This window comes from Rubripirellula reticaptiva (genome assembly GCF_007860175.1).
GTDB lineage: Bacteria > Planctomycetota > Planctomycetia > Pirellulales > Pirellulaceae > Rubripirellula > Rubripirellula reticaptiva.
Map to the genome: position 1 here is coordinate 871,224 of NZ_SJPX01000006.1, position 26,540 is coordinate 897,763.

The 26,540-nt window shown below is 54.9% G+C and carries 10 protein-coding genes; 7 read left to right on the top strand and 3 right to left on the bottom strand.

Annotated elements, in window-relative coordinates; genetic code table 11:
* Position 1 precedes the first annotated feature (1 nt).
* The gene (locus Poly59_RS28905; RefSeq protein ID WP_146537517.1) at positions 2 to 1,765 is read right to left on the bottom strand and encodes a ShlB/FhaC/HecB family hemolysin secretion/activation protein; all 1,764 of its coding nucleotides are present in this window, start codon (positions 1,763 to 1,765) and stop codon (positions 2 to 4) included.
* 1,118 nt (positions 1,766 to 2,883) lie between these two features.
* On the opposite strand from Poly59_RS28905, the gene Poly59_RS28910 reads away from it, so the two are divergent.
* The 3 genes from Poly59_RS28910 to Poly59_RS28920 all read left to right on the top strand — a co-directional run bounded on the left by Poly59_RS28910 (position 2,884) and on the right by Poly59_RS28920 (position 20,388).
* On the top strand, positions 2,884 to 18,666 hold the full coding sequence (locus tag Poly59_RS28910; protein WP_146537518.1) for a Calx-beta domain-containing protein: 15,783 nt from the start codon (positions 2,884 to 2,886) through the stop codon (positions 18,664 to 18,666).
* 79 nt (positions 18,667 to 18,745) lie between these two features.
* Positions 18,746 to 19,393: a PEP-CTERM sorting domain-containing protein gene (locus Poly59_RS28915; protein WP_186776586.1), complete on the top strand. Its 648-nt coding sequence runs from the start codon at positions 18,746 to 18,748 to the stop codon at positions 19,391 to 19,393.
* Between the two features lie 140 nt (positions 19,394 to 19,533).
* Positions 19,534 to 20,388: a leishmanolysin-related zinc metalloendopeptidase gene (locus tag Poly59_RS28920; RefSeq protein ID WP_146537520.1), complete on the top strand. Its 855-nt coding sequence runs from the start codon at positions 19,534 to 19,536 to the stop codon at positions 20,386 to 20,388.
* A 297-nt stretch (positions 20,389 to 20,685) separates the two neighbouring features.
* Here the strand turns inward: Poly59_RS28920 and Poly59_RS28925 are convergent, their stop codons facing one another.
* Positions 20,686 to 21,828: an FAD-dependent oxidoreductase gene (locus tag Poly59_RS28925; RefSeq protein WP_146537521.1), complete on the bottom strand. Its 1,143-nt coding sequence runs from the start codon at positions 21,826 to 21,828 to the stop codon at positions 20,686 to 20,688.
* 182 nt (positions 21,829 to 22,010) lie between these two features.
* Here Poly59_RS28925 and Poly59_RS28930 point away from each other — a divergent pair, with 182 nt between their 5' ends.
* Positions 22,011 to 22,406, top strand: coding sequence for an ACT domain-containing protein (locus tag Poly59_RS28930; protein WP_222436189.1), 396 nt, complete (start codon positions 22,011 to 22,013; stop codon positions 22,404 to 22,406).
* Here the strand turns inward: Poly59_RS28930 and Poly59_RS28935 are convergent.
* Entirely contained in the window at positions 22,378 to 23,787 is a 1,410-nt protein-coding gene (locus Poly59_RS28935; RefSeq protein WP_246152015.1) for a sulfatase, read from the bottom strand. The two genes, Poly59_RS28930 and Poly59_RS28935, sit on opposite strands and share 29 nt — an antisense overlap.
* Positions 23,788 to 24,007: 220 nt before the next feature.
* Between Poly59_RS28935 and Poly59_RS30010 the strand changes: the two genes are divergently transcribed.
* The 3 genes from Poly59_RS30010 (at position 24,008) to lpdA (ending at position 26,472) form a co-directional block, all read left to right on the top strand.
* Positions 24,008 to 24,160: a rhodanese-like domain-containing protein gene (locus Poly59_RS30010; RefSeq protein ID WP_222436190.1), complete on the top strand. Its 153-nt coding sequence runs from the start codon at positions 24,008 to 24,010 to the stop codon at positions 24,158 to 24,160.
* Between the two features lie 231 nt (positions 24,161 to 24,391).
* Positions 24,392 to 24,895, top strand: a complete 504-nt coding sequence (locus Poly59_RS28945; RefSeq protein ID WP_146537523.1) for a GNAT family N-acetyltransferase — start codon at positions 24,392 to 24,394, stop codon at positions 24,893 to 24,895.
* A 176-nt stretch (positions 24,896 to 25,071) separates the two neighbouring features.
* Entirely contained in the window at positions 25,072 to 26,472 is a 1,401-nt protein-coding gene (gene lpdA / locus Poly59_RS28950; protein ID WP_146537524.1) for a dihydrolipoyl dehydrogenase, read from the top strand.
* Positions 26,473 to 26,540 lie beyond the last annotated feature (68 nt).

Below are 26,540 nucleotides of genomic sequence, written 5' to 3' on the forward strand. Positions count from 1 at the left end.
CTTAGTAAAGCCGGCGACCCGGGATCCACGTCAGGCCAAAGTGAGCCCGATCGCTACGCCCGTTGTCGGCAATGTCCTGGATGCCGATACCGTAGTCAAAGCGAGCAATCAAACGGTCGCTGATCTGGAACCTGGCGCCGACGCCAGTGCTGAGCGCGAATGTGTAAGCGTCTTCGCCATCTATCGGATCAGCAACATAGCCGTTGCCCATATCGACGAACGTGTAAGCACGGAAGGTTCGCGGGTCATGTTGACATCCCCAGCGATAGGTCTTAGGTCCGAATTCGAAGTTGGCGATCCAGCCGTGGTCTGCGTTGTAGGCGCGCTGGTCGGTGCCGCGAAGGGTGTCGAAACCGCCCAGCCCCAAGGTCTCGCTAAACAGTAATCGCTCAGATGAAGCTTGCCCGGCAAAGCGACTCGACAACAACCAATCGCGGCCAACGGAATCGGCGCGCTCGTATCGCATCCGCCCATAAACGTAGTCGGGTGAAGTTCCCGGCCGCAGTGTATTGAACGCCGCCGCGGAGTGGCTGCCGGTCATGCCGCCACCCGGACCGATAAAGCAGTCAACGTTGAAACTGCGAAACTGATCAGCATCAATCCGCATGTAATCGTCGTATCCAAAACGCAGTTGGAAGAGATCGGCGACTGAGTTACTGATTGTGGATCCAGCAAATTCCAAGTTGTTATTGGTTGCTTTGAATTCGTATCCGGCGGTCAAGTTGCGAAAATGCGTGCGGGACTTTTCCAGATGCCGAGTCAGCGTCGATCCAAATTGGTAGCTTTCTCCGTTTTGATCGAGACCACCGTCGAGCATCGGAGACACGCCGGCCCAGCTTCCATACGTCAGAAACGAGTAGTCTCGGTTGATCGGCTGAGTAAAACTAAGTGAGTGAGCTTCCAACAGCGAAAAGCTTTCGTCGGCGGTGTACTGGTATCCCAGAGTTCCGCCACGGCCAAACAAGTTGCCGTACTGAAAGCCGGCAAAGAATCGACCGTAATTCAGCGTTTCGACACCCGAGTCATCGACGCCGACATAACCACGCAGCGGGAACTGGTCTTTTACCGAATAGATGACGTCGGTCGTTCCCTCAGCGGCTCCTTTTTCAAAGTCAACGCTGACTCGCCGGAACGCGTTTTGGTTCATCCATAACAAGTCGTTTTCGATCCATGGTTCATAGATCTTTCGGCCTGGCTTCGTGCATTCAACCCAACGCGAAACCTCCTCGCAATCAAAGTAACAACCGGGCTTTACTTTGACACTGCCGATGCGAGACTCGATCACGACTAGATGCAATGTGCCACCCGTGACGCGTTGTTCAGGGATGACAACATCGACGATCGGTTGTTTGCAGCGACGGTATTGCTTGATGATGTCACGAGTAAGTTCATTGATGCGGCGTAGCGTGATCGGTTGACCGATCTGGGCCGCGACAATCGATCGAACTTGCGACTGATGAACCAGCGAATCGTTGCTATCGAATCGATAGTGGATGCCTTCGAGATCATCGATGGTTTCGTCAGTTGCGATTTTGTCAGCCGTGTCGACAATCACAACGGCTTCCAGCGACTCCACCAAGATACGGTCGTCCTCGACAGCCTCGGGCAGATCGCGTTGTTCAGGCAGCGCGGGAGAAACGACATCAATGTTTGAGATGTCGAGTGGTTTGTAGCGTTCGTAGTTCTGTGCATAAGTCACGCTGCCGACAATCTGCATCACCGCAAACAGCGCGAACGAGTACTGGATGCCCCGACTCAAGCACATAACATTCCATCCTTGGAACGAACAAGCTACGCCACTGACTCATCCTGAATCGACGACGACGGAACCGGTGCCCCGCATCACCATCATCGTCCGAAATCACCGCCCCCGTCATGGCGAGATGATTCACATGGCATTGCCGCTACCACCGTCATTGTTGCGAAGCTGTGCTGACTGGCGCAACGTGCGGTTCCTCCGCCACCGGCAAAGTTTGCTTCATCGCGATCACTTCATTGTCTTGGATTCGATCTGCGACGAATCGTCATAACCCGCAATGCAGGTGATTCATCGGGGGACAGCAAGAGAGCCTGAGCGTAAACGATGCAACTACGTTCAAAACATCGTCAAGTTCGTGATAACGGTTGCCGTCGGCAACTCCATTCCCTGTTGTTGTCGACATTGATCGCCACGACTAGCCACATTGCATTCGAGCAAATTCCTACAGTCGCGGACATTGTCCATTGTCGCGAAACAAGCCTGCCCCAGTTTGCGACGTGCTCCAGATAAGCTTCGCGCCTCTCCCATCTCTCCGTTGCGATCTGGCGGCGACAACGCCTTGTGATCGCAACAAGTTTACAGCACTCACAAAAGCCACCTCCGATACCGGCCAAGTTCTTCTTCGCAACAGAGTCCATCTCGGGCTTAATCACGCCGCATTCCGCGTCCAGGCTTACCCCCCAGTTCCTGACGACCACCTAAACCAGACCCCGAACCGAGCCATCCGGGACACCCATTTGATGTATCCCCGACACCTCACTAGAGAAGCCAAGAAAAAAGTTCCCTCAAAAACCAGAGATTTTCGGGGTACCCGATCCGTCAAGCACTGGCGAATTCACGTTGTTTGGCATGATTCCGAACCAAAGCCCCCATAGTCGTTAAAAAATAAAAAATTAACCTTGACAGAATTTTCGTTGCAATCGTTGCAACTGGTGGGGGGCATAGGTACATTACCACCCATACGGAGTGGGTGCATCGACAACACCCGGAAGAGGCCACTAGTCCTGCTCCCCACCTTCACCCCCACTTGAAACGTTCTCAACACGCCTTCATTCAGCAGCGAATCCAACAGTTCGCGCGTCATTAAGTCCAAGACACTCCACCAAGATTGAAGAGAGCCAGCCATGACATCACGATTCGTTTCAGCAGCATTCCGTTCGGCAAACATGGGTTCCAGCCGACGAGAAAAGATTCGCCAGCGGTCGATGCAATGGGCGGCAAAATTGGAAGCGCGCCGAGTGCGATGGGTCGAACAACGCGAGGCAAGGATCAAGCGTTACCGTAAAGCGCTGCGCGGCGCCTGGCTAACGCGAGTCGGACTAGGTCTAGCCGCCATCATCAGCTTCATCCTGAACCCACCCGTGACGATCGTTCGACGCCAACAACCCATCGCACCGTTCATGATGGGACTGCCCTTCATGTTCAAAAAGAAAGACAAGAACAAGAAGCGGCGAGATAGCAGCAAGCGAAGCAGCACAACACGAAGTCGACTCAACCCTGAAACGCTTGAGCAACGGATGTTGCTGGCTGCTAACCTAATCGGAAGCTACGATGTTGGCGATGGACCGCATTGGACCACTAACCCAGCCGTTTATTCCGCAAGAGAGGCAGCAGTATTAAATTTTGGTGGGGACATCTCTGATTATTTGATCTCTGTGAACAACACGGGATTTCCCACTCAAACTGGTTTATACGACGGATGGGGTGAACCCACTCTGCCGCCTTTCGGTCAAGACTACAAGCTCGACACTGGAGCTCCGGGCTACGATGATCCTTCCGGTGGTCCAGCTAGATCAGCGTGGGTTCGAGACCATATTGACGTGACGAAAACCAATTATGTTTATGCGCTTAGTGGCGATCTGGATGCACAGTTAAATTCCGGGAATTTAGTCATCTCCGATTTAAGCGCCAATTCAGATAATGAATTCCTCATTTCGCAAAGCGGAGGGGAAGTTACTGTTCAACATGTAACCAACGTTACCGGCGCGGAGTTTAAGAGCGTTCCTCTTGGTTGGACTTTATCGAGCGATGGAAGGGCGATTAGTGGACCTACGCCAGCGACCATTACGGTGAATGGAGGTCCAGGCAGCGATTTGCTGACCGTCGACGTGACCGGCGGAATTGGCGTCCCTGTGACCTTTAATGGTGGCAGTGGTGGCGCTGGCGAAAACGATGAACTTGAGATCATCGGCGGATCGTCATCATTGCAAACGATCAACCACACCGGACCGCAGAGCGGGAACGTGGTGTTTGATGGTGGTGCAGGGGTTGGTAATGGTGAGACGATCAGCTTCACAGGGCTCGAACCAGTATTGATCGCTGCGGGTACGCCGACGGATGTGATCTTCAACTTGCCCGCAACAGGCGACGACGTGTTGCTGACAACCAGCGGAGCGAATTTATTGTTGGATAGTCTCAACGGCACATTCGAGGACACTACCTTTGCAGCACCTAGCGGGTCGATGACGGTCAACTTGAGTGATGGCGCAGACGATATCGAAGTCGTTGATTTGACAGCGAACTTCACTGGCGACTTGTTCATCAACGGCGGCAACCAAACCGACTCGTACACGCTCGCTGGTGGAACGATCACTGGGCTGAACAGCGCCACGTCCGGCGTTGCGAACCTGACCGGTGAGGCCCTGTCCGGCTACGGCACCGTTGCGGCAGCCATGACCGCAACCGGCGCCGCGATCATTCACGCCGACACAGCCGGACAAACGCTGGCCATAGGTGATGTCTCTGCCATTCTCGGATATTCCGGAACTGGTGCGAATGTCACAGTAGATGCCGGGGCGACGCTTGAATTATCTGATTTGAACGGTTCACAGCTTGGCCCGATGACCACCGTTGACGGAACTTTGACGGCGATCGGCGCTTTGACGACTGTAAATTTGCTAGGCCCGGATGTGCTGACCGGCGACGGCATTGTCGACGCAACTGTTGTAATCGAAGACGGAACGTTGAAGGGAAACTTGGCAATCATCGGAGAAGTCGATGGTGTCAACTTTAGCCAAAATGGACTTGTCTCGCCTGGTGCGAGCATCGGCACATTAACGATGGGCAGTTTGACGCTTAATAGCGGCGACACGCTTGCCATCGAAATCGATGGCTCGCTGGGAGCTGGCAATCCAGGTGGTCACGACCAAGTGGTGATCAGCGGCGGCACGGGTGGCGTCAACATCACTGGTGCAACATTGAGCCTCTCTTCGCTTGGTGGCCTGAGTGCGACGGGTGTCTACACGATCATCGACAACGATGGAACTGACCCTGTGGTCGGTACTTTTGCCGGTCTGCCAGAAGGATCGCAGATCACGTTGGGTGGCCGTGATTTGATTCTGACTTATATCGGTGGTACTGGCCAAAACGATGTGATGTTGTTTACCGCCGGGCTTGTCGAGGTCGAGTTTGAATTAGCCAGCAGCTCCGATGGCGAAACATCGTCACCCACCAACACACGACCAACCGTCTTGGTTCGTGGTGATCTGACTGGCATCCCCGCTCGCTATCGCGGGCTGGACTTCTCGTTGACTGCCGGATCCGCAACTGCCGGTGCAGCGAACGATTTCACGCTGGACTTAGATCCTACCAATCCTGACTTCGTCATTCCCGAGGGCAACTATAGCGCGACCGTTGGTGAATTCGATCTCACCAAAGTCGACTCGCTTGGTCGTGTCAGCGGTGACGCAGGTTTCACTAGCCCGGTACTTGAAATCTTTCAAGACAATTTGATCGAAGGTGACGAAGGTCTCAGTTTTAACTTCACCAATGGCCTCGGTGATGCTTTGCGAGTCGCCAACATCAACGGCGACTCGGGACAACGTTCCGGCACCACGCACATCATCCAAGATGATGATCGCATCCGAATCAGCATTGTTGCGAATCCTGATTCCGTCGAGGAAGGCAACCCGGTCACCGGCGATATCATCGTCGAAACCTCCACCGACGGCGGCGTCACGTTCGACAACACCGCCGTCCTAACACCAAACACGTCCATCGAATTCACGATCCAAGACGCCACAGGCAGCAGCACTGCAGTCACACCGGCGGATTATTCGTTCGTTGACGACACGATTTTATTGGACGACAGTCACGATTTCGTGGCAGATGGCGCCTTGGTGTTGCCGTTCGACCTGACGACCGAAGATGACTCGCTCGTCGAGGGACCCGAGACCGTTGACCTAGAAATCGTCAACGTTCGAAGTCAAGTTGACCCGGGTGCTCTTAGTCCCACTGGACGACTTAACAGTCAAGTCGACACGCTAAATGACACCGTGACGATCACGGACAATGATCTGGCAACCTGGTCAATTACCGGTTCTACCAATGTCACCGAAGGCGCTGACGCGACCTACACGATCTCATTGACTGGATCGGGAAGTGGAACCGGACCGTTCATCTTGCAGAACATGGAAACGGCCACCATCGATTTGGCCCAGACGAATGGTCCTGCCGACGCGACCACAGCTGCCGACTACGACAATTTCTTGACCGAACTAGGGCTCATTGTCGCCGGTCGTGCCGACTTGACATTGGTCGGCAACACGCTGACTTACACAGGTGATGGCACCACGGCAATGGCCGACATCGTGGTTGCAATTACTGCGACCGAAGATTTCTTGGTCGAAGGTCCCGAAAACTACACGGTGACTTTGTCAACTCCTGGCACGACCACCGGTGCCGACATTCAATTGGATGCGGGCAACGCGAGCGTTCAAACGGCGATTGCAGATAACGACTTGGCAACCTGGTCGATCGTCGGCGATGCCAACGTGGCCGAAGGAGCCGATGCCAGTTACACGATCTCGCTGACGGGTTCGACAACGGGTGCTGGTGCTGGACCATTTGTCTTGCAGGCTGGTGAGACTGCTTCGATTGTCATTTCGCAAACCGATGGTCCTGCCGACCCAACAACCGCGGCCGACTACGACAGTTTCTTGACGGCGGTTGGAGTGATTGCTGCTGGACGTGCTGACTTGACGCTGGTTGGCAACGTGCTGACTTACACCGGTGACGGTGCGACTGCGATGGCAGACATTGTTGTCAACGATCTCACGGCGACCGAAGATTTCTTGGTCGAAGGTCCTGAGAATTTCACCGTCACATTGGCGACACCTGGAACCACGACCAACGCTGATATCCAATTGGATGCTGGCAATTCGAGCGTTCAAACACAGATTGCCGATAATGACTTGGCGACTTGGTCGATCGTTGGCGACGCCAACGTGGCCGAAGGAGCCGATGCCAGTTACACGATCTCGCTGACCGGTTCGACTACGGGAGCTGGTGCTGGACCATTTGTCTTGCAGGCTGGTGAGACTGCCTCCATCGTCGTCGCTCAAACTGACGGCCCTGCCGACGCAACAACGTCCGCGGACTACGATAGTTTCTTGGCCGAATTGGGTCTGATCGCCGCGAGTCGCGCCGACTTGGACCTGACCGGTAGCGTCCTGACCTACACCGGTGATGGCACGACGGCAATGGCTGACATTGTGGTTGCAATTACTGCGACCGAAGATTTCTTGGTCGAAGGTCCCGAAAATTACACGGTCACATTGGCGACTCCTGGAACCACGACCAACGCCAACATTCAGTTGGCTGCTGGCATCGCAAGCGTCCAAACGGCGATTGCCGATAATGACTTGGCGACTTGGTCGATCGTTGGCGACGCCAACGTGGCCGAAGGAGCCGATGCCAGTTACACGATCTCGCTGACCGGTTCGACTACGGGAGCTGGTGCTGGACCATTTGTCTTGCAGGCTGGTGAGACTGCCTCCATCGTCGTCGCTCAAACTGACGGTCCGGCCGATCCCACAACATCGGCAGACTACGATAGCTTCTTGACCGAGTTGGGGATAATCGCCGCGGGTCGCGCCGACTTGACACTTGTCGGAAACGTGCTGACCTATACCGGTGACGGTGCAACGGCGATGACAAACATTGTCGTCGCGATTACCGCAACTGAAGATTCACTAGTCGAAGGACCAGAGAATTTCACGGTCACCCTGGCTACTCCCGGAACCACGACAAACGCTGATATTCAGTTGGACGCCGGCAGCGCGAGCGTCCAAACGGCCATTGCAGACAACGATTTCGCTACTTGGTCGATCAGCAGCAATCTTCCCTCCGTTGTGGAAGGAAACGATGTGACCTATACGGTCGATTTAGACGGCGACGGATTTGGGACTGGCCCATTCATTTTGCAGGCCGGCGAAACCGCCACGATTGACTTGGCTCAAGTCGATGGTCCCGCCCCGACTGATACCAATTCGTCGGACTACGACAGTTTTTTAGCTGCCGTTGGCGTTGTTGCCGCCGGTCGTGCGGATCTTGATCTGACTGGCAATAAGCTTACTTACACCGGTGACGGCGTTACCGCGATGGCTGACATCGTCGTCATGCTAACGGCCATCGACGACACGCTCGTTGAAGGCAGCGAGAATTTCACGCTGGTGATCGACAACGCAGGCAGCACGACGAGTGCCGATATTCGCGTCGATGAAGATGCGGTCGCCAGCGGACAAGACAGTGTCCAAACGGAAATCATCGACAATGACTCCGTAAACTGGACGTTGGTTGAAACGTCGTCTGGATTTATCGACGAAGGTGATGCGGCAACCTATGTGTTGACACTTGACGGAACCGGCGGTGCAATGCCGCTGGGCAATGCGGCTTTGCAAGCTGGCGACACGGCAACGATCCAGATCGGAATGGCTCTGCTTGCACCGATCTCGTTGAATGACTTTGATGAAGAATCCGACCAGTCGCTCAACGAACTCAATCCGCTCGGCATGGCGGTTCAAGATGCCGTCGATGCTTACAATACGGCTGCTGGCACGACTACCGGTGATGACAATTCGTTTGGATTCAGTGCTGGCAAGGTCACCTACTACGGCGACAGCACCACGACAGCACCGGCTTTGACGATCGAACTCAATACATTTGAAGACGATGGTTTTGAACAGGGTGCTGGCCCGCTGAAGCACCTGTCCAACTATGTCGAGCCCGACGAGACCTTTGAGATCATGATCTCGAATCCGGGTGGCAGCGTCGGTGGACCACCACAGGTGACAGCGAATGGGCCTAACACGGTTCAGACGACGATCGTCGATGACAATACGACTGAAATCACCATCATGAAGTTGATGGACGCGCAAGAAGGCAACGATGGTGCACTAACCAACGAAGCAATCATCAACGGTTTGTTCGAAGTCAAGTTGTCCAACCCAAGCCAAAACATCATCTCGGTCACTTTGACCGATGGCGTCGGCAATCCACTGAACGATAACGGCACCGCATCCAATTCGGGAATTGGCATCGGCAACTTGGACTACCAAAACAGTTCGCTGAATGTCGTGAACTTCTCGGCGGGTGACCAAAGCGAAATAGCGTCGGTCGATGTGATCGACGATATGGTCATCGAAGGCACCGAAAACGTGGTCGCAACACTGACGGGATTCACGGTCGCACCGCACATTCCATCGGGCGCCACACTCAATTCGGGCGACGTCACAATCGGCGTTGCCGATTCCGCCAGCTTGGACATCATTGACGACGATGCTGCGGTCCTGACCGTGGGCGACGTAACCGTCAACGAAGCTGATGGAACCGCAACGATCACGGTCACTTTGGACAAGGCCGTACAGAACGGCTTCACGGTGCCGTATACCTTGGGCATGGTAGGTGACACAGCTACTGGCGGCAGCGGACTGCCGGACGACTACAACAACACTGGCGGAGTACTAACATTCAATGGAACGATTGGCGAAGTGGTCAACATCACGATCCCAATCTTCAACGACGACGTGGTCGAGGACGACGAGTCCTTTACGGTCAAACTCGGCACAATTGTGCCCGGCACCAACAACAACGTCATGCCACCGGTCGCAACGGTAAATCCATCGCAAGTCGATGTCAGCGACATCGGCACTGTCACGATCCTGAATGACGACATTGATCTGACTCTCTCGGCGATCGTTCCTGCGACTCAGGCCGAAGGCAACCCTGGCGACACGACGACTTACACTTTCACCGTCACTCGCACGGGTCTGACGACAGGAACCACGACTGTCAATTACGCCGTCACCGGCAGCGGTGCCACGGCGGCTGACGTCGTTGATTTTGACGGCGGGTTGGCGTCTGGCACATTGACGTTTGCTCCTACCGAAACGGTCAAGACAGTCACGATCGAAATCGAAGAAGACTTGATCGTCGAAGCGGACGAAGAGTTCACCGTGACGTTATCGGGTCAGAGCGATTCGACTCCGGCCGACAGCGTGGATGTGGTTGATAGTCCACAAACGGCGATCATTGAAAACGACGACTCAGCGTTCTTCAGCATCGCTGACATCAGCGTCAACGAGGCTGCCGGGACGGCAACCGTTACGGTCAAGCTGAACGGTGCTGTTCAAGGTGGCGTTAGCGTTAACTACTTAACCGCCGACGGAACCGCGACCCTTGCCGACAACGACTACAACGCGGCAGCAGGTACTTTGACCTTTGCTGGCACCGACGGGGAAGAAGAAACGTTCGTCATTACGATCAACAACGACGACAAAGTTGAAAACGACGAAACGATCAACGTATCGCTTGACACCGTTGCTCCTACCAACATCAACATCGACGCCAATGACATTGACGCTTCGGCAACCGCGACTGTCACGATTGTAAACGATGACATTGACCTGACGCTCTCGCCGATCACACCCGCAACACAGGCCGAAGGCAACCCTGGTGACACAACGTCGTATACGTTCACGGTCACACGAACAGGTCTGCTGACCGGAACCACAACGGTCAACTACGCGGTCGTCGGATCCGGTGCCGCGCCAGCCGATGGGGCCGACTTTGATGGTGGGCTGCCTGCGGGAACTTTGACCTTCGCTGCCACTGAAACCGTCAAGACGGTCACGATCGAGATCGCCGAAGACTTGATCGTCGAAGCGGACGAACAGTTCACGGTCCAGTTGTCAGGCCAAGTGGATTCGAATCCCGCCGATTCGGTCGACTTGGTTGGCAACGACCAAACCGCCATCATTGAAAACGATGACACGGCGACCTTCACAGTCGAAGATGTGTCCGTCAACGAGGTCGATGGCACGGTGACTTTGACGGTACTGCTGACCGGTGGAGTCCAGGGCGGAGTCACCGTCGATTACACAACCATCGACGGTTCCGCGACTGATCCCAACGACTACGCCGCAACCACTGGCACGCTGACGTTCGCTGGGACGGATGGTGAAACACAAACATTCACCGTCACGATCGCCAACGACGGCGTGGTGGAGCCAACGGAAAACTTCCTGGTTCAGCTCTCAAACGGTGATGCTACTGACGTCAGTATCGATGACAACGATGTGGTCGCCACCGACGATGCGACGGTCACGATCCTCGACGACGACATTGACATCACACTGGGTTCGGCATCACCAGCCAGCCAAGACGAAGGCAATCCTGGTGACGCAACTGTATTCACCTTTGTGGTCACTCGCAACGGTTTGTCAGACGGTGAAACCACAGTCGACTACAACGTCGTTGCTGCCGCTGGCAGTGCCGTAACCGCGGCTGATTTTGCTGGTGGGGTGTTCCCAAGCGGCGTCGTCACGTTCGCGGTTGGCGAAACAAGCAAGACAATCACGGTCGAACTGGAAGAGGAATTGATCGTCGAGCCTGACGAGAGCTTTGAAGTTGTGCTTTCCAACGCTAACCACACGCCAGGCGTTTCAACGGTCCCGGCTGACATCATCAACCTGCTGGGCAACAACCAGGCTGCCACGATCGTCAACGACGACATGGCGATTCTGACGACCAGCGATGTAACGGTCTACGAAGATTCGGTGAACCACACGATCACCGTCACCGTCACTTTGGACGTTGATGTCCAAGGTGGATTCACTGTTGATTGGTCGACTGAAGACATCACGGCATTGGTCGCTAACAATGACTACATCCCTGACAGCGGCACGCTGACCTTCACTGGCGTTGCTGGGGAATCTCAAACATTGACGGTTACCATCGTCGGCGATGACGTGGTTGAGCCAGACGAACAACTTCGCATCGTACTTTCCAACGTGGTTCCGACCGACCCGAACGTTGACCCGGCTGACGTCAAGATCAACGGAACAGGCATTCCGCTCAATTCGCAGCTCACGCTGACGATCGACGGTAGTACGTTCAACGAAACCCCGCCGCCGATGCCGACTGGCGGACCTGTTGACATTACGCTGACCACCAATGACGCCGATCAACTGGTCGCTGGACTACTAGGATCCGGAATCACGGCAGTTCCAGGATCGGCAGTCTATGTAGGCGGCGCGAATTCGTCTGGATTCTTCACCGGAGGCGGTTCGTCAATTCAAATTGAAACCGGAATCGTTCTGACGACCGGTTCAGATGCGATCGAAGCCGAGCCAGGCGGCACGTCGTCCGGTGAATCGTCGCAACTCGGGGATGCGGACCTTGATGCCGAATTCGGGTTGACCGGCGACACCACCGAGGATGTGACGTACTTGGAGTTTGATTTCATCTCGCAAGGTGGGGACCTGTTCTTCGATTTCGTCTTCGCATCAGACGAATACAGTGATTTCGTATTTTCGTCATTTAACGATGTATTTGCCTTCTTCCTTGACGGTCAGAACATCGCGTTGATCCCAGGAACAACGACACCCGTTTCGATTGACACTGTTAATAATGGTCCAAATAATACGGGTGTTGGAGCGGTCAACTCTCAGTTCTTCAATGACAATGAGGATCCAGGTTCGCAATTCCTAACCGAATTTGGTTTCGATGGATTTACGGATGTCTTCACTGCACAAGCGTTGAACCTAACGCCCGGTGCCCACACGATAAAATTGGCGATTGCAGACGTCGGTGATACGGCGGTCAGTTCAGCCGTCTTCTTCCGAGCCAACAGCTTTAGCGGCACACCGAACGATGCATTCACAGCGACTAATACGTCGTCGAACCCCGCTACACAAATTAATCAGATCCAGATTGATCTGAGCACCGCGAACCTTCAGTTTGACACCGGCGGAACATCCGCAGGTCAAGCGTTCACGCCAACCGTCGGTAGTGACGTCGACACTGGCTTGACTCCAGTGACGTTAGCTGATGGAAGCTCGCTGCTGACGATGGACTTCAGCGATTTCATGCAAGGCGAGAGCCTGACATGGCAAGTCGATGTGGATTCGCTAGGGCTCGACGATGTCGTGACTGGTGATCAGATCGCCGGGGCGACCGTAACGGTCAGCTTCAACGACGGCACGACCGCAACTGGAATCCTGACGGCAGTTCCCGGCAATAGCGATGCCGCTCGAGTGATCCTGACCACGACTCCGCCAACCGGACCGATGGGATTGATCACGATCCTGAACGATGACATCGATCTGGACCTAAAACCATCGCCAGAGACACCACAAGTCGAAGGCAACACAGGCACAACCAATTACACCTTTGAAGTCACTCGTGCAGGATTTATCACAGGTTCCACTGAAGACACAACAGTCGACTGGGCCGTTACCGGTAGCGGTCCTAATCCGGCCAGCCCACTGGACTTCGTTGGCAACGCCTTCCCATCCGGAACTGTGACGTTTGGTCCGGGTGAAACCACCAAAACGATCACAGTGGCTGTTCAAGGCGACAACATAGCTGAAGTCAACGAGTCGTTCACGGTCACACTGTCGAATGCTCAAAACGCAGATCCGAACCTCGATACGCTGGATATCATCACGACCGCTCAGTCTGCAGAAATCGTCAATGACGACACTGCCAACGTCTCGGTGGTGGATGACAACGGTGCGGCGAACCCAGGTGATGTGACAGTGCAAGAGCCAGACACGGGCGATCCCAATGTCTTGGCGACCTTTACCATCGCGTTGGACAAACCAGCAGATCAAGCGATCACAATCGACATCACGACGTCGGACGGAACTGCCACGACGGCGAACAACGACTATGTGACCACCACACAAACGGTCACCATCGCTGCGGGCGACCTGACGACAACGTTCAGCGTTCCTGTTGTCGGTGACAACGCGGTTGAACTAGATGAAAACTTCTTCATCACGTTGTCGGAACCCACCTACAACGGGAATGCAGGTACGCCTAACCCACTGACCGGCGGACCAGGCACAGACTTGGGCATTCCGGTTCCTCAAGTTGCAATCGTCGATGCAGTTGGCGAAGGCATCATCAATAACGAAGATGCACTTATCGAGTTCTTGCAGGGATCATCCATCAAGAACGAAGCTGGGGTTGTTCCCATCGTGGGCGAAAACGGCCCTACCTTGATCGTGCGTGGTGACTTGACTGGCACTAGCATCGCCGATCGAACAATAACGCTACAGCGACTTGGTGGCACCGCCGACCCTGGCAATGACTACCTATTCGGAAGCGACCCAGCGCAACTTTTGCCTGCGATGTTCGTCGTCCCCGAAGGCGACTATTCGGCAGGCAACCCACTGGGAATGTTTGACCTGACGCTGTGGGATGAGAACGGTGTACTCGCTAGCGTCAGTGGTAACGATCCTGTCTTGAACGTAAAGGATGACTCGCTCATCGAGGGCAACGAATCGCTAACGGTAGAGTTGCAAGGACTTGGTGTTGCACTTCAACAGGGCAACGCCGACCAAGGACTTGGTCTTTCAGGTAGCACCACGATCCACGATGACACGACGCACATCATTGGCGACGACGACTTTGCAACGTTCACAATTGTTCCGGGACAGTCAGTCGAGGAAGAACTCGGCACACAACCTGTCACGGTAGAGTTGACGACAACCGGAACGACCGCCGCACCAGCAGCGTTTGCCCCAGGTGTCACGATTACGCTGAACGCCGTTGACAACCTTGGTGGCACCGCTACCACGCCGGCCGACTACGCGTTCACACCTCAGTCCCTGACGTTCACGTCGGCAGACTTGAACGGTGCAACCCGAACCATTGACTTGACACCGGCCAGCGATTTGTTGGTCGAAGGTCCTGAAACGGTCGACTTGGGGCTGAATTTCACCTCGGCATCACCATTTGTGATCGGCGGACAAGTCGTCCTTGTGAACAACACAGTTCAAATCAACGATGATGACTCGGCCTTAATCGGCTTAACCGTTGCTTCGACGACCGTTGACGAAGCTGCCGGAACGGTCACGTTGAACGTCCAAGTCGACAAGGCAGTCCCGGGTGGATTTGTGGTCGACTACTCGTTGACTGATGGCACAGCCACCAATGGTGTTGCCAATGACTATGGAACGGGTGCCGTTACTGGATCGATTCCGTTCACTGGCATAGCCGGTGAGATTGTTCCGATCGTGGTTGCCATCAACGAAGATCTGATCGTCGAAGGCCTTGAAGACTTCACGCTGACCTTGACCGGCGTGACCAACAATACCGCTCCTGTATCGTTCTCATCGATTGATCCGTCGAACAACGATGCGACCGTTAGCATTACTGACAACGACGGTACGGCCACGGTTTCCGCCAGCGTGACGAGCGTGAATGAAGGTGCCGGAACGGCCACAGTCACATTGACGCTGGACAAGGACTACCAAGGTGGCCTGACGGTCGACTACTCCACGGCCGACAACACGGCGGATGGGTCGGACTACACGATCACGGCTGGAACCGCAACGTTCCCTCTTGGAATGGCTGGTGAAACGGTGACGTTCACCGTACCAATCACCGAAGATTCGGTCGTGGAAGGCACGGAGTCGCTGAACATCGTGCTCAGCAATCCACTACCTATCGCAACACCGGCTGGTCCGATCGCAACCACCGATGGTTCGGTTTCGATTACCGACAACGACGGTACCGCCACGGTTTCCGCCGATGTGACGACTGTCAACGAAGGTGACGGAACGGCCACAGTCACATTGACGCTAGACAAGGACTACCAAGGTGGCCTGACAGTCGACTACACCACGGCTGACAACACAGCGGATGGTTCGGATTACTCGGCCACCACGGGAACAGCAACGTTCATCGCCGGAACAGCTGGTGAAACGGTGACATTTACCGTTCCAATCACCGAAGATTTAATCGTCGAAGGAACGGAGTCGCTGAACATCGTGCTCAGCAATCCTCTGCCTATCGCAACACCCGCGGGTCCGATCGCCACCGCCGACGGTTCGGTTTCGATCACCGACAACGATGGCTCGGCCACCGTGTCGGCCAGTGTAACGACCGTGAATGAAGGTGACGGAACGGCCACAGTCACATTGACGCTGGACAAGGACTTCCAGGGTGGCCTGACGGTCGACTACACCACCGCTGACAACACGGCGAGTGGATCGGATTACTCGACTACGACGGGAACTGCGACGTTCACCGCCGGCACAGCCGGTGAAACGGTAACGTTCACCGTACCAATCACCGAAGATTTGGTCTTGGAAGGCACTGAGTTGCTGGACATCCAGCTCAGTAATCCTCTTGCTCTCGGATCACCTGCTGGCGCGATCAGCACTGTCGATGGTTCCGTTTCGATCACCGACAATGACGCGTCAGCGACCGTCAGCGTTGTATCGCAAGTCGTCAATGAAAATGCTGGCACGGTGACCGTCACGGTCCAATTGGACAAAGCCGTCCAAGGTGGTTTCACAGTTGATGTTGCCACGGCGGACGGCACTGCTATTGCTCCTGGTGATTACACCGCCGTACCTACCACCACTTTGAATTTTGCTGGCAACGCTGGCGAAACTCAAACGTTCACGGTCGACATCATCGACGACATGATTATCGAACCAAGTGAAACGCTGGACATTGTCTTGTCGAACGTGGTGCCGGGCGGACTGGTGAACGCCACCGATATCGTGACGGTCAACGGAGACATCGAAATCTCGGTCGATGACACTGCCGAAGTATCGCTGATACCCGTTGTCACCACGACGACTGAAGGCGGACCTATCGACAAGGCCGAGTACACACTCGCGTTGTCACCTGGAACAACCAGTTCGACGCCAACGACCGTTGACTTTAACACCGGCGGAACGGCCCGACGGATCGCTGGTCCAAATGCTCACCAAGTCGTTGACTACACTATCTGGGCCGACGATGGTGCGGGCAACTTCACCGAAGTCACCGGAACTCAACTGACGATTCCAGCGGGCGTCAATTCGATCGCTATCGAACTTCGTGTAGTCGACGATGTTGTCGTCGAAGTGCAAGAAACCGTTGACCTGCAATTGACCGGCACAACGGGCGGCGCGGTCGCCGCGGGAGATCCTGGCATCACGCTGGGATCGCCGCTTGGCGGAGTCAGCACGATTGATGACAACGATTCAGCAATGCTGATCATCAAGTCAATTGACGGAGTTGATGATGTGGCCAGCGAAACGGGCATAGGTGATCCGATCGACAAGGCAACCTTCCGAGTACGCTCGGTTGTGCCTGGCAGTGTTACGCCGACAAATCCGCTCGGCACACCAGCTCCGATCGCTTTCAACGTATCGGTCGGTTACGACATCAGCAGCGATTCGGCCCTGAACACACTTGACTACACCGCAATCGCTGGATCGGTGTTCTTCGCACCAGGCGTGACAGAAGTACCAATCGACATCCTGCCATTTGACGACTCAGAGTCGGAGGGACCAGAAACAGTCACATTGACGCTGGACGACACGTCCGAATCGACCACCCTTGTCGGTGCACCGATTCACTTGGTGCAGGTCGACCCTGGCAACTGTGACACGGACACGATCACTATCTTGGACAACGACTTCGGAGATATCGTCGTTGAAGTTGGCAATGTGACCGCGAACGAAGGCGATGGAACCGTCTTTGTAAGCGTAACTCTGCAAACGAGTATCCCGGTGACGTCCAGTGCGATTCCGGTGACGTTGAACTTCACACCTCTGGGAGCAACCCCAGGCGTAGACTTCACCGTTGCGTCACCCACCGTGACGTTCAACCCTGGTGACCTTGCGGGCACGGTCTTGCAAGTTGCCATCGATATCGTTGACGATCCAATGTTGGAATCGATCGAAGCGTTCGGTATCACGATGACATCAACTTACGTCCCAGGTGTCGGTGAACCAGCACTTGATCTGACAGATGTCGGCGCCGGTGTGATTATCGACAACGATGCGATGCAAGTCACCGATGTGAAAGTCTCGTCGACGAACTGGCTCGATGACTTCAAGGACCTAGCCGACGGCGAAGCACTCGGTTCGGGATCCGGGGTCGGCTACTCGATCCCGACCGGCACTGGAACGCAGGTCAATCCATTGCCATGGGTGGAAATCAACCAATTGATCGTGACGTTCAGCAAGGACATCGATCCCGCGTCGGTCATTCCAGGTACCAACGTGGTCCTGCAAGGTTTTGACACGACGCCGACTTACAACGTGACTGTGATGGGTAATCAATTGCTGATTGAAATCACGACTCCAGGTGCGACCACTCCAGCCCTGGCAAAAGATAACTACAGTATCAAAATCCTCGACACGGTTCTGTCGGTTGGCGGGGCTCCGCTGGATGGTGACTTCACCAACGGCAGCGACGCATTGCCGTCCGGCGGAGCGGTTGCAACCGGATCACCTGGTAATCAACTGAGCTTCCACTTTGTCGTCAATCCGGGTGATGCCACTCAAAACGGCATCACGGACACGGCCGACATTGCGAGCCTGTTTGGACAATTCTTCCAGGGCCCGGCCGGCAACTACTCCATTTTCACGGACTTTACCGGCAACGCGTTCATTGACACGTCGGACTTATCTGTCGCCTTCGGCAACTTCTTTGGCAGCCCACCTGTAACCTTCCCACTGATTGAGGCCTCTAGCGACGAAGACATTCTGGAAGACTCGACGGTGGAATCGATGGCACTCGCCATGATCGATTCGGTCCAGGACGATGAAGACGACGACGATTCCAATATCTTCGACGAGGCACTGCTTGATGTGCTGGGCGATTTGCTCTAGCACTTTTATAGGAATTGCCTTGCCGCCCCCCCCCACCCTGGCTACACTCAGTCAATCAACACCCGAAGGAAATAAAATCATGTCACGCTTGTTTATTGCAATCTGCTTGATTGCCTCACTCGCCGGCGATGGCGATGCTGCGGTCGTCTTGCAACTTGACACCTATAAAGGCGCCGCCCTCTCCGACGACTTTGCAATCGGTGATACGGTTACCGTTCGCTTAAGTGCGGTGGATGCTGCCGGAACGGGGCCCGACTTCACCGCGGATGACCTCCGAGGATTCCAGGTCACTCTGCAAGCCGCGGGCCCAGCTGCGACGACGGTAGACAGTGCGATCGGATTGGAAACCTATGGGACTGGATTTAATATTTTACCACCCACGGCAGGAACCTACTCGGGTGGAAACCGTGTCCTTGCCGCGAATGCGTTCCCGTTCATCACAATTCCGGTTGCAAGCCCGTACCAATTGGCGGAGTTTTCATTTGATGTTGGAGCTGCTGACGCGGGCGTCACAAACATTAGCTTCACCAACGTTGGTGCGTTTGATAACACGATCACGTTTGGCAATGGCCCCGTCAACGGCTACAACCTTGCCGGTGGACAACTCACATTGGCTCCAAAGTCATTTACGGTCCAAGCGATACCCGAACCTGCCAGCTTTGCGATCCTGGCCGTCGGCGTTGGAGGATGGTGCATTCGACGACGTCGACGCGTTCCGATTTCTTGATCATTTAGATCTAAGTATCGCGAATTGAGTAGGGAAGCCATGGCATTGTCATGGCTTCTTCTACTGAGATATTTCGGCCGTGTTTCCCATTGTGATCTCACGCTCGCAATGGCACTTTCTTACGATCAAGGCATTCCGTTGTGCGTCTGATTTCGGCTCTGCTGTTTGTCGCAATTTGGGCCAGCGTCCGAGGACAGACGGCGGCAAACGCAGCCCTGGTTATCGACATCAATTATGCCGGAACCCCAGCGTACGCGCCAGCGTTCGTGAATGCCAAACTCACCTGGGAATCGCGGTTGTCTGGATACCAAGACGGGACCGTGCTCTTTGCATCGCCGGGCAGCTCCTACAACACCGGTCAAACGATATCCAGCGTATTCATCAGTGCGTCTGTCGCAACTGATGACGGAGTCGGCGGCCGATTGGGACACGCGAGCGTAACACATTACGCACAAGACACCTTAGGGTTCGTATTGGCAACCGATGCGACGATAGAATTTGACTCGGACGACATTGCATTGCTTTCACTCGCAGAGCTCGAAGCACTTGTAAATCACGAAGTCGCCCACGCGATTGGCTTCGGCAGCCTCTGGACTCAAAACAACGTCTACGTCAATGGAACAGGCGAATTCTTGGGAACCAACGCGACGTTGGCATGGCAAAACGAGTTTTCCCAAACAGGAACCGCAGATGTTGAAGTCGAAGGTGGTCTTGGCACGATCGGCGGACACTGGAACGAGAACTTAAATGGCGACGGCCTGACAGGAATCACGGACAGCATGGGACGCGACATGCGTGATGAACTGATGACAGGCTGGCTGAACACCAATTCATTTATTAGTGATATGACGGTTGCTTCATTCACTGACATAGGCTTTACCACACGAGTGGTTCCAGTCCCGGAACCGGCATCTGGCGTTCTGTTAGGACTACTGTTGCTGATTGGAATCGGCCGACGTCGCATCAGATCCGCTCCGAAAAATGCGTTTATTTAAGTTTGGGCTCCAGTGCAGGTCCCAGGAACTACGGTTCCGCATTTCGTTTGTCGCCCGCTGGGCGGGGACTGACGTCGCCTTATCAGGTTGCGTCCCGATCGCTTGTCGGATGTTCGATTCGATACTTAAGGGGGAAACGACTGGCAGCCCTCACCGGCGAGATCGGCCGAAGATAGCGTCAGATTCCTTCTAAGGAACATTAGACTTCTCTGGCATCAAAACGAATTGAATCTCAACCAATGAACTACGTCCCGCTTATCCGGGCGGAAGAGGTTTCGCGGTGGACAGGCTGGACCGTCATGTTTGGTAACGGTTGATGAACCCTCGGTCGATCCAAGCCTTTATCTTCCAGCACCAGCGTGCGTGGAAGCTGAATTGTCTGTACTGCAAAAGCGCCTTGCCTTGGCCGGTGTTTAGGATTTTGAGAAAGTCTTTTTGCGGAATGAATTCAATCAGAGGCTGGCCATTGACGATTGCGTTCAGATTGTGCCACAGGATGGGCGCCTGGCGAACGGCGTAAACGCCAGCTTTCGCCGACGGGTGGGATACGATGGTTCCACTGTCACCAACCACAAAGATTGGTTTCCCGGCCGTCGTACGTAGCGTCGTATCGGTGGCCAAAAAACCGTTATCGTCCGTCGGCAAATTAAGTTTGCGAAGCAAAGGTGGCGCATCTGCTCCGGTAGCCCAAATCGCGACGTCTGCTGGTTGTACATGACCGTCTGCGTCGACGAGGCAACGATCCTGGACGTCAATCACACGAAACCCAGTGACGACTTCGATCGACTGCCTCGACAACTCGCGCCGAAGTTTAACGATCGATCGGTCAGTCATGCCGCCAGCAATCTCTTGTCCACCGGTGACGATCCGAACGCATGGTTTGCGTTGTGGAAAACGTTCTAGCAACCGTGCGCGAACACAGCAGGCAACTTCGACTCCGGCAACCCCGCCGCCAACGACCGCGATCACTGGCGAGTCGCGTCCATCTCGCCGCACTGGCTTGCTGGTTGGGGCCCACTGAGCGAGGTGTTCATCCAGACGCGTTATGAAGGTCTGCATTGGCTTGATGGGAACCATATTCGCAGAGCTGAATTGGTCACCACCGATCGGGACTGAGCCGATCCCAATCGAAAGAACATCGAAGGCAAGCGGCGATCGGTTGGCGAATTGAATTGCATTTCGATCAGTGTCCAGCCCAGTAACCTCGTCCAAAATCAGCTCGGCACCCGCCAGCTGACACAGTGGTGAAAGAGCGATCTGCATTTGATCAGTCGAGAACTGATTCGCAAGTGTCCCAGGCAACATCCCTGAATAAGTTGCAAACGGAAACTTCGACAGACAAACCAGCCGACAGTTCGGAATCGGTGATTTGGCCCACCGTTCCAACACTTCGGCGTTTGTGTGGCCGATGCCCAACAGTACAATGCAGTTCGTTTTCATGAATTCTTTGGCTATACCCTCTTGGTCAGGCTGCCGCGACAATCGGCATCGCTGATGACATCGTCTCGTTGATTGTCCCGATAAGCACTTTAAAAGTAGCTTAGCAACGGAAACCACGTTCGTGATTTGCAAATGCTTGATTCATGAGCGGCGAAACCAACATTCGAACATTGCTGCAATAGATGCAGCTCGAACTTCACGAAGGTGAGGTTGTGTATTGCACGGTGAAGCCAGCAAGGATGAAACCAGCATTCGAGGCCGAACCGCTACTTTCGGCCGTATGCCAGTTTCAAGACCCCGAAGGCTTGACCCTAATCGTGTCGCGAGCTGATGCCGAGGCACATGGATTCGAATATACCTATTCCTGCCGGATGATCACTTTGCGAATTCACTCCAGCATCAATGCTGTTGGTTTTCTTGCTTCGGTTACCGAACCGCTCGCCAAACGCCGCATCACCGGTAACGCTATCTCGGCCTACTTTCACGACCATCTCTTGGTCCCAATCGCCAGCGCTGACGAAGCGATGCGGTTGTTTAGCGAAATCAGCTTTACTGTCCGTTCCGACCGCCGAACTTAGCAGCCTTGTCCGCCGCTTTTTTCAGCCGCTTATCCAATTCCTTTCGCCCTTTCTGTCGAAGATTGCCGATCGACTCCTCGGTCTCTAGCAATGTTTTCAGCATCGCTTGAGTGCGTTTGAGATGTTCGCTTGCAAGGTTAGTCTGCTCGCCGACGTCGGCGTTCAAATCAAACAATTCCACGAGATCTTCATCGATCCATTGAATGATTTTCCAGTTCCCATCGATCAAGGAAATCGCACGTGTATCGCCGGTGCTGTCGGGACGAGCTTGCCACTTGTACCAGAACATCGGTTCTCGCTGGTATGTTTCGCCTTGCAGCGCTTTGCCATAGCTGCGTCCGTCAACGTGTTGATGAGGCCGAAGTTCAGCAGATGCCATTTCAAGCATCGTTGGGTAGTGGTCGGTTCCCGTAACCTGCACAGGCGACGTTGAACCAGGGCTAATGTGGCCCGGCCACTTCACGATCAGCGGCACCCGTGTTCCGCCTTCGAAGATTGACCCCTTGCCTTGTCGCAGCGGCGAGTTGGAAGTCGCAACCGCTCGGCCGTTTTCGAGACCGCGCGTCGAGAGTCCGCCATGATCGGAAGTCAGAAGGACAACCGTGTTGTCTTGAATCCCCGCTGCTGCGATCGCTTTCACGATTCGGCCGAGGCTATCGTCGGTGCGCTGGATCATTGCGGCGTAAGTTGGATTGTTTTGAATCGTCTTCGTCATCCCTTCGCGATCGCGTACAAAATCGGCATCGTCGCGTCTTCCCCCCACGGGAACCCCGGCCTTACGAAGCTTCTTGATGTACTTTTGAGTGACGTCTTCGGGGGCTTCGATCGGTGTGTGAACGGCATAGTGCGCCATCACCATCAGAAACGGTTCGCGCTGGTTAGCCTCAATGTACTCAACCGCTTTGTCGGTCATTCTATCGATCAAATAGTCGCCTTCCTTGCTGTCGATCGGGTTTTCTACCGAGTGACCTTTCTCGACCGAAAACGGATGAAAGAAGCTGCCGGTTGCACCGGCGGATCCAGAGTGGACAACCGTGTCAAAACCTTGTGCGGCCGGCCCGCCGCCCTCGTGTCCGAGATGCCATTTGCCGATGTAACAGGTTTGGTAGCCATGTTCTTTGAGTGCTTCGCCGAACGTCACTTCTGCTAGCGGAACATGGTGGTCTTTGTGCCCCGACTTTGCCGCATCGGACTCCACACGAGCTGGATACTTGCCTGTTAGCAAGCCTTGTCGCGAAGGAACGCACCGAGGATAGGCAGAGTAAGCATTGGTAAAAAGCATGCCATCCGCCGCCAATTGATCCATGTGCGGTGTTTCGTACAGCGAGCTCCCGTAGCAAGCCAAATCACGATGACCGAAATCGTCAACAAAGAAAAGCACAATGTTGGGCCTGGGTTCTTCAGCCCTCGCGGATGCGCTCGCAATCAACAGCACGAAAATTAGGAGGTGTTTGTTCACGAAGCTGTCAAAAAGAAGTAAGTAATCCGCGACGAATCCAGATCGGAATCCATGCCACAGTTGCTAAGTCTACTTTAATTCTTGCAACCGATTGCTGCCGCAAACTTAAGGCACTTTCAATTGTATTCTTACCGAACCTGCCGTGCTTTACAGGCGTCGTGAATCAAAGGTCGACGCCAAGTATCGTATCGCCACCTACTGTGACAGCATCGGCTGCAACGGCTCGACTAAAGCGGCGCTGGCAATGCCGAAGCTGGGATTCCGCGTCATGGAATTGATTGGCGGACTCGACTAGTAGAAACGGGACGGCGATGCCACCAACGGGTCTGCCTTTTCGTCTGGATCGGCCCCAAACTGCGGCTGCGACTAGTGCCGCTGGAACAATTTGACCGCGTCGGGCTACCATTTTCCCAAGCAGCCTAATTTTGTTCCGGTCGCACTTGCAGCACAACTTGCTGTGCAACCCAAAAGTAGAATTGCCCCCTCAACCCAACATCGAATAACTTTATTGCGATCCGAAACCAACATGATCGAGATCTCAACCGCCGACTTATCGTCACCTGAACACGCCGGGGCAACCCTGTCTCTGCTCGAAACCTACGCTGCGGACATTATGGGCGGCGGCAAATCATTGTCGCCGCACACGCGAACCCATCTGGTCGATGAACTGAGGAACCGAGAAAATTGCGTCGTCGTTTTGGCTTGGGCGGACGACGTGCCAGCCGGGATGGCGATCTGCTTCGAAGGGTTTTCGACGTTTTCCTGCCAAGCGATCTTGAACATCCATGACTTCGTCGTTGCTGCCGAGTTTCGCCGCCAGGGAATCGCGATGGACCTACTTGCCAAGATCCAGGAAGTAGCAGTCGAACGAAAATGCTGCAAATTGACGCTTGAAGTCCTGGAAGGGAACCACGTTGCGCAGCGTGCTTACCAGAAGTTTGGGTTCGCCGGATACGAGCTCGATCCGGAAATGGGAAGGGCGATGTTCTATGAGAAGAAACTTAGCCATCCGCCTAGTATTCCCAGCTAGCCAGCGGAAAATCACCGCAGTGACTGTGAAGCAACAGCGCACTGATGAGCCAAAAATTTCCGCGCAATTGCCCGTCCTGGCAAGGTTACTGTTTTAGCGCCAAACTGGAGCAGTCTGGCGATCAGTGGCCGGGCTCGGACGGCGAGAACTTTACTCTAGGAAAAGCGAAATTCGTTATGAAAACGGTGCGACATGAACTTGTAGTCCTCGGTGGCGGCCCCGCTGGATATGTCGCCGCGATCCGAGCGGCTCAACTTGGCATCAACGTCGCTTGCATCGACGAAAACGCTCGTTTCGGCGGGACGTGTGTCCGCGTCGGCTGTATTCCTAGCAAATCGCTGCTTGAATCCAGCCATCTGTACGAAGAAACCAAGCACAGTCTGGCCGACCACGGGATCAAAGTCGGCGGCGTCGAGCTGGACCTGTCGGCGATGATGAAACGCAAAGAAGGGATCGTCGATGCGTTGACTGGCGGCATCGACATGCTGTTCAAGAAGAAAGGCGTCACGGCGTATCGCGGTCGCGGCAAGTTCAGCGGCGTCAACACCATCGAAGTCTCACCTTCGGACGGCGGCGAGACGATTCAGTTGCAAGCCGACCAGGTGATGATCTGCGCAGGCAGCCGACCGGCGAGCCTGCGTCCGGTCGAAGAGGACGGCGATCGGATTGGCAACAGCACCACCGGACTGTCGTTCCCCGAAGTTCCCAAACGGCTGGTCGTGATCGGTGGCGGATACATCGGGCTGGAACTTGGCAGTGTATGGAACCGGCTTGGAAGCGAAGTGATCGTGCTGGAAGCGCTTGACCGAATTCTGCCCGGACTCGATAACGAACTGGCCTCGCTGGCTCATCGCACGTTTAAGAAGCAAGGCATCGACTTCCGAACGAGCACGTTCGTTGAATCGGCCAAAGTGGTTGGCGACAAGTGCGTGGTTGCGATCAAGGGCGGCGAAGCGATCGAGTGTGACCGAGTGCTGCTGTCGACCGGAAGGACTCCGTCAACGGACAACTTGGGACTGGAATCGATCGGGCTGGAAACGGACAAGCGAGGCTTTATTGCGGTGAACGAAAACTTCGAAACCGCCGTCGAAGGCGTCTACGCGACCGGCGATTGCATCGGCGGTGCCATGCTTGCTCACAAAGCGATGGAAGAAGGGATCGTTTGCGTCGAACGCATGGCTGGGATCAAGAGCCACATGAACTACGACGTGATCCCGGCGGTCGTTTACACGAACCCCGAAATTGCGATGGTCGGCAAAACCGAAGAGCAACTGAAGGAAGCCGGCACCGAGTACAAGAAAGGCGTTTGCCCATTCGGTGCCAACGGCCGGGCCAGGACGCTTGGCGATACGGGCGGCCGAGTCAAGATTTTGGCGGACGCGAAAACGGATCGCGTGCTAGGTGTCCACATCATTGGCAACCGCGCGGGCGACTTGATTGCCGAAGCCGCGGCAGCGATGGAGTTCGGCGCGTCGAGCGAAGACATCGCACGAACCTGTCACGCTCACCCGACTCTTTCCGAAGCGATGCACGAGGCGGCGCTCGACGTCGAAGATCGTGCGATCCATACAGCTTAGCCGCAGCGTGAACAAAACCTAACCGAATCATGTAGGTCGATCAGTGCTCTGGTCGACCTACTTTCTTG

Excerpts from the sequence above, each read along its gene's own strand:
- Poly59_RS28945 (WP_146537523.1), top strand. The coding sequence starts at position 24,392 with ATGATCGAGATCTCAACCGCCGACTTATCGTCACCTGAACACGCCGGG.
- Poly59_RS28905 (WP_146537517.1), bottom strand. The coding sequence starts at position 1,765 with ATGTGCTTGAGTCGGGGCATCCAGTACTCGTTCGCGCTGTTTGCGGTG.
- Poly59_RS28930 (WP_222436189.1), top strand. The coding sequence starts at position 22,011 with ATGCAGCTCGAACTTCACGAAGGTGAGGTTGTGTATTGCACGGTGAAG.
- Poly59_RS28915 (WP_186776586.1), top strand. The coding sequence starts at position 18,746 with ATGTCACGCTTGTTTATTGCAATCTGCTTGATTGCCTCACTCGCCGGC.
- lpdA (WP_146537524.1), top strand. The coding sequence starts at position 25,072 with ATGAAAACGGTGCGACATGAACTTGTAGTCCTCGGTGGCGGCCCCGCT.
- Poly59_RS28925 (WP_146537521.1), bottom strand. The coding sequence starts at position 21,828 with ATGAAAACGAACTGCATTGTACTGTTGGGCATCGGCCACACAAACGCC.
- Poly59_RS28910 (WP_146537518.1), top strand. The coding sequence starts at position 2,884 with ATGACATCACGATTCGTTTCAGCAGCATTCCGTTCGGCAAACATGGGT.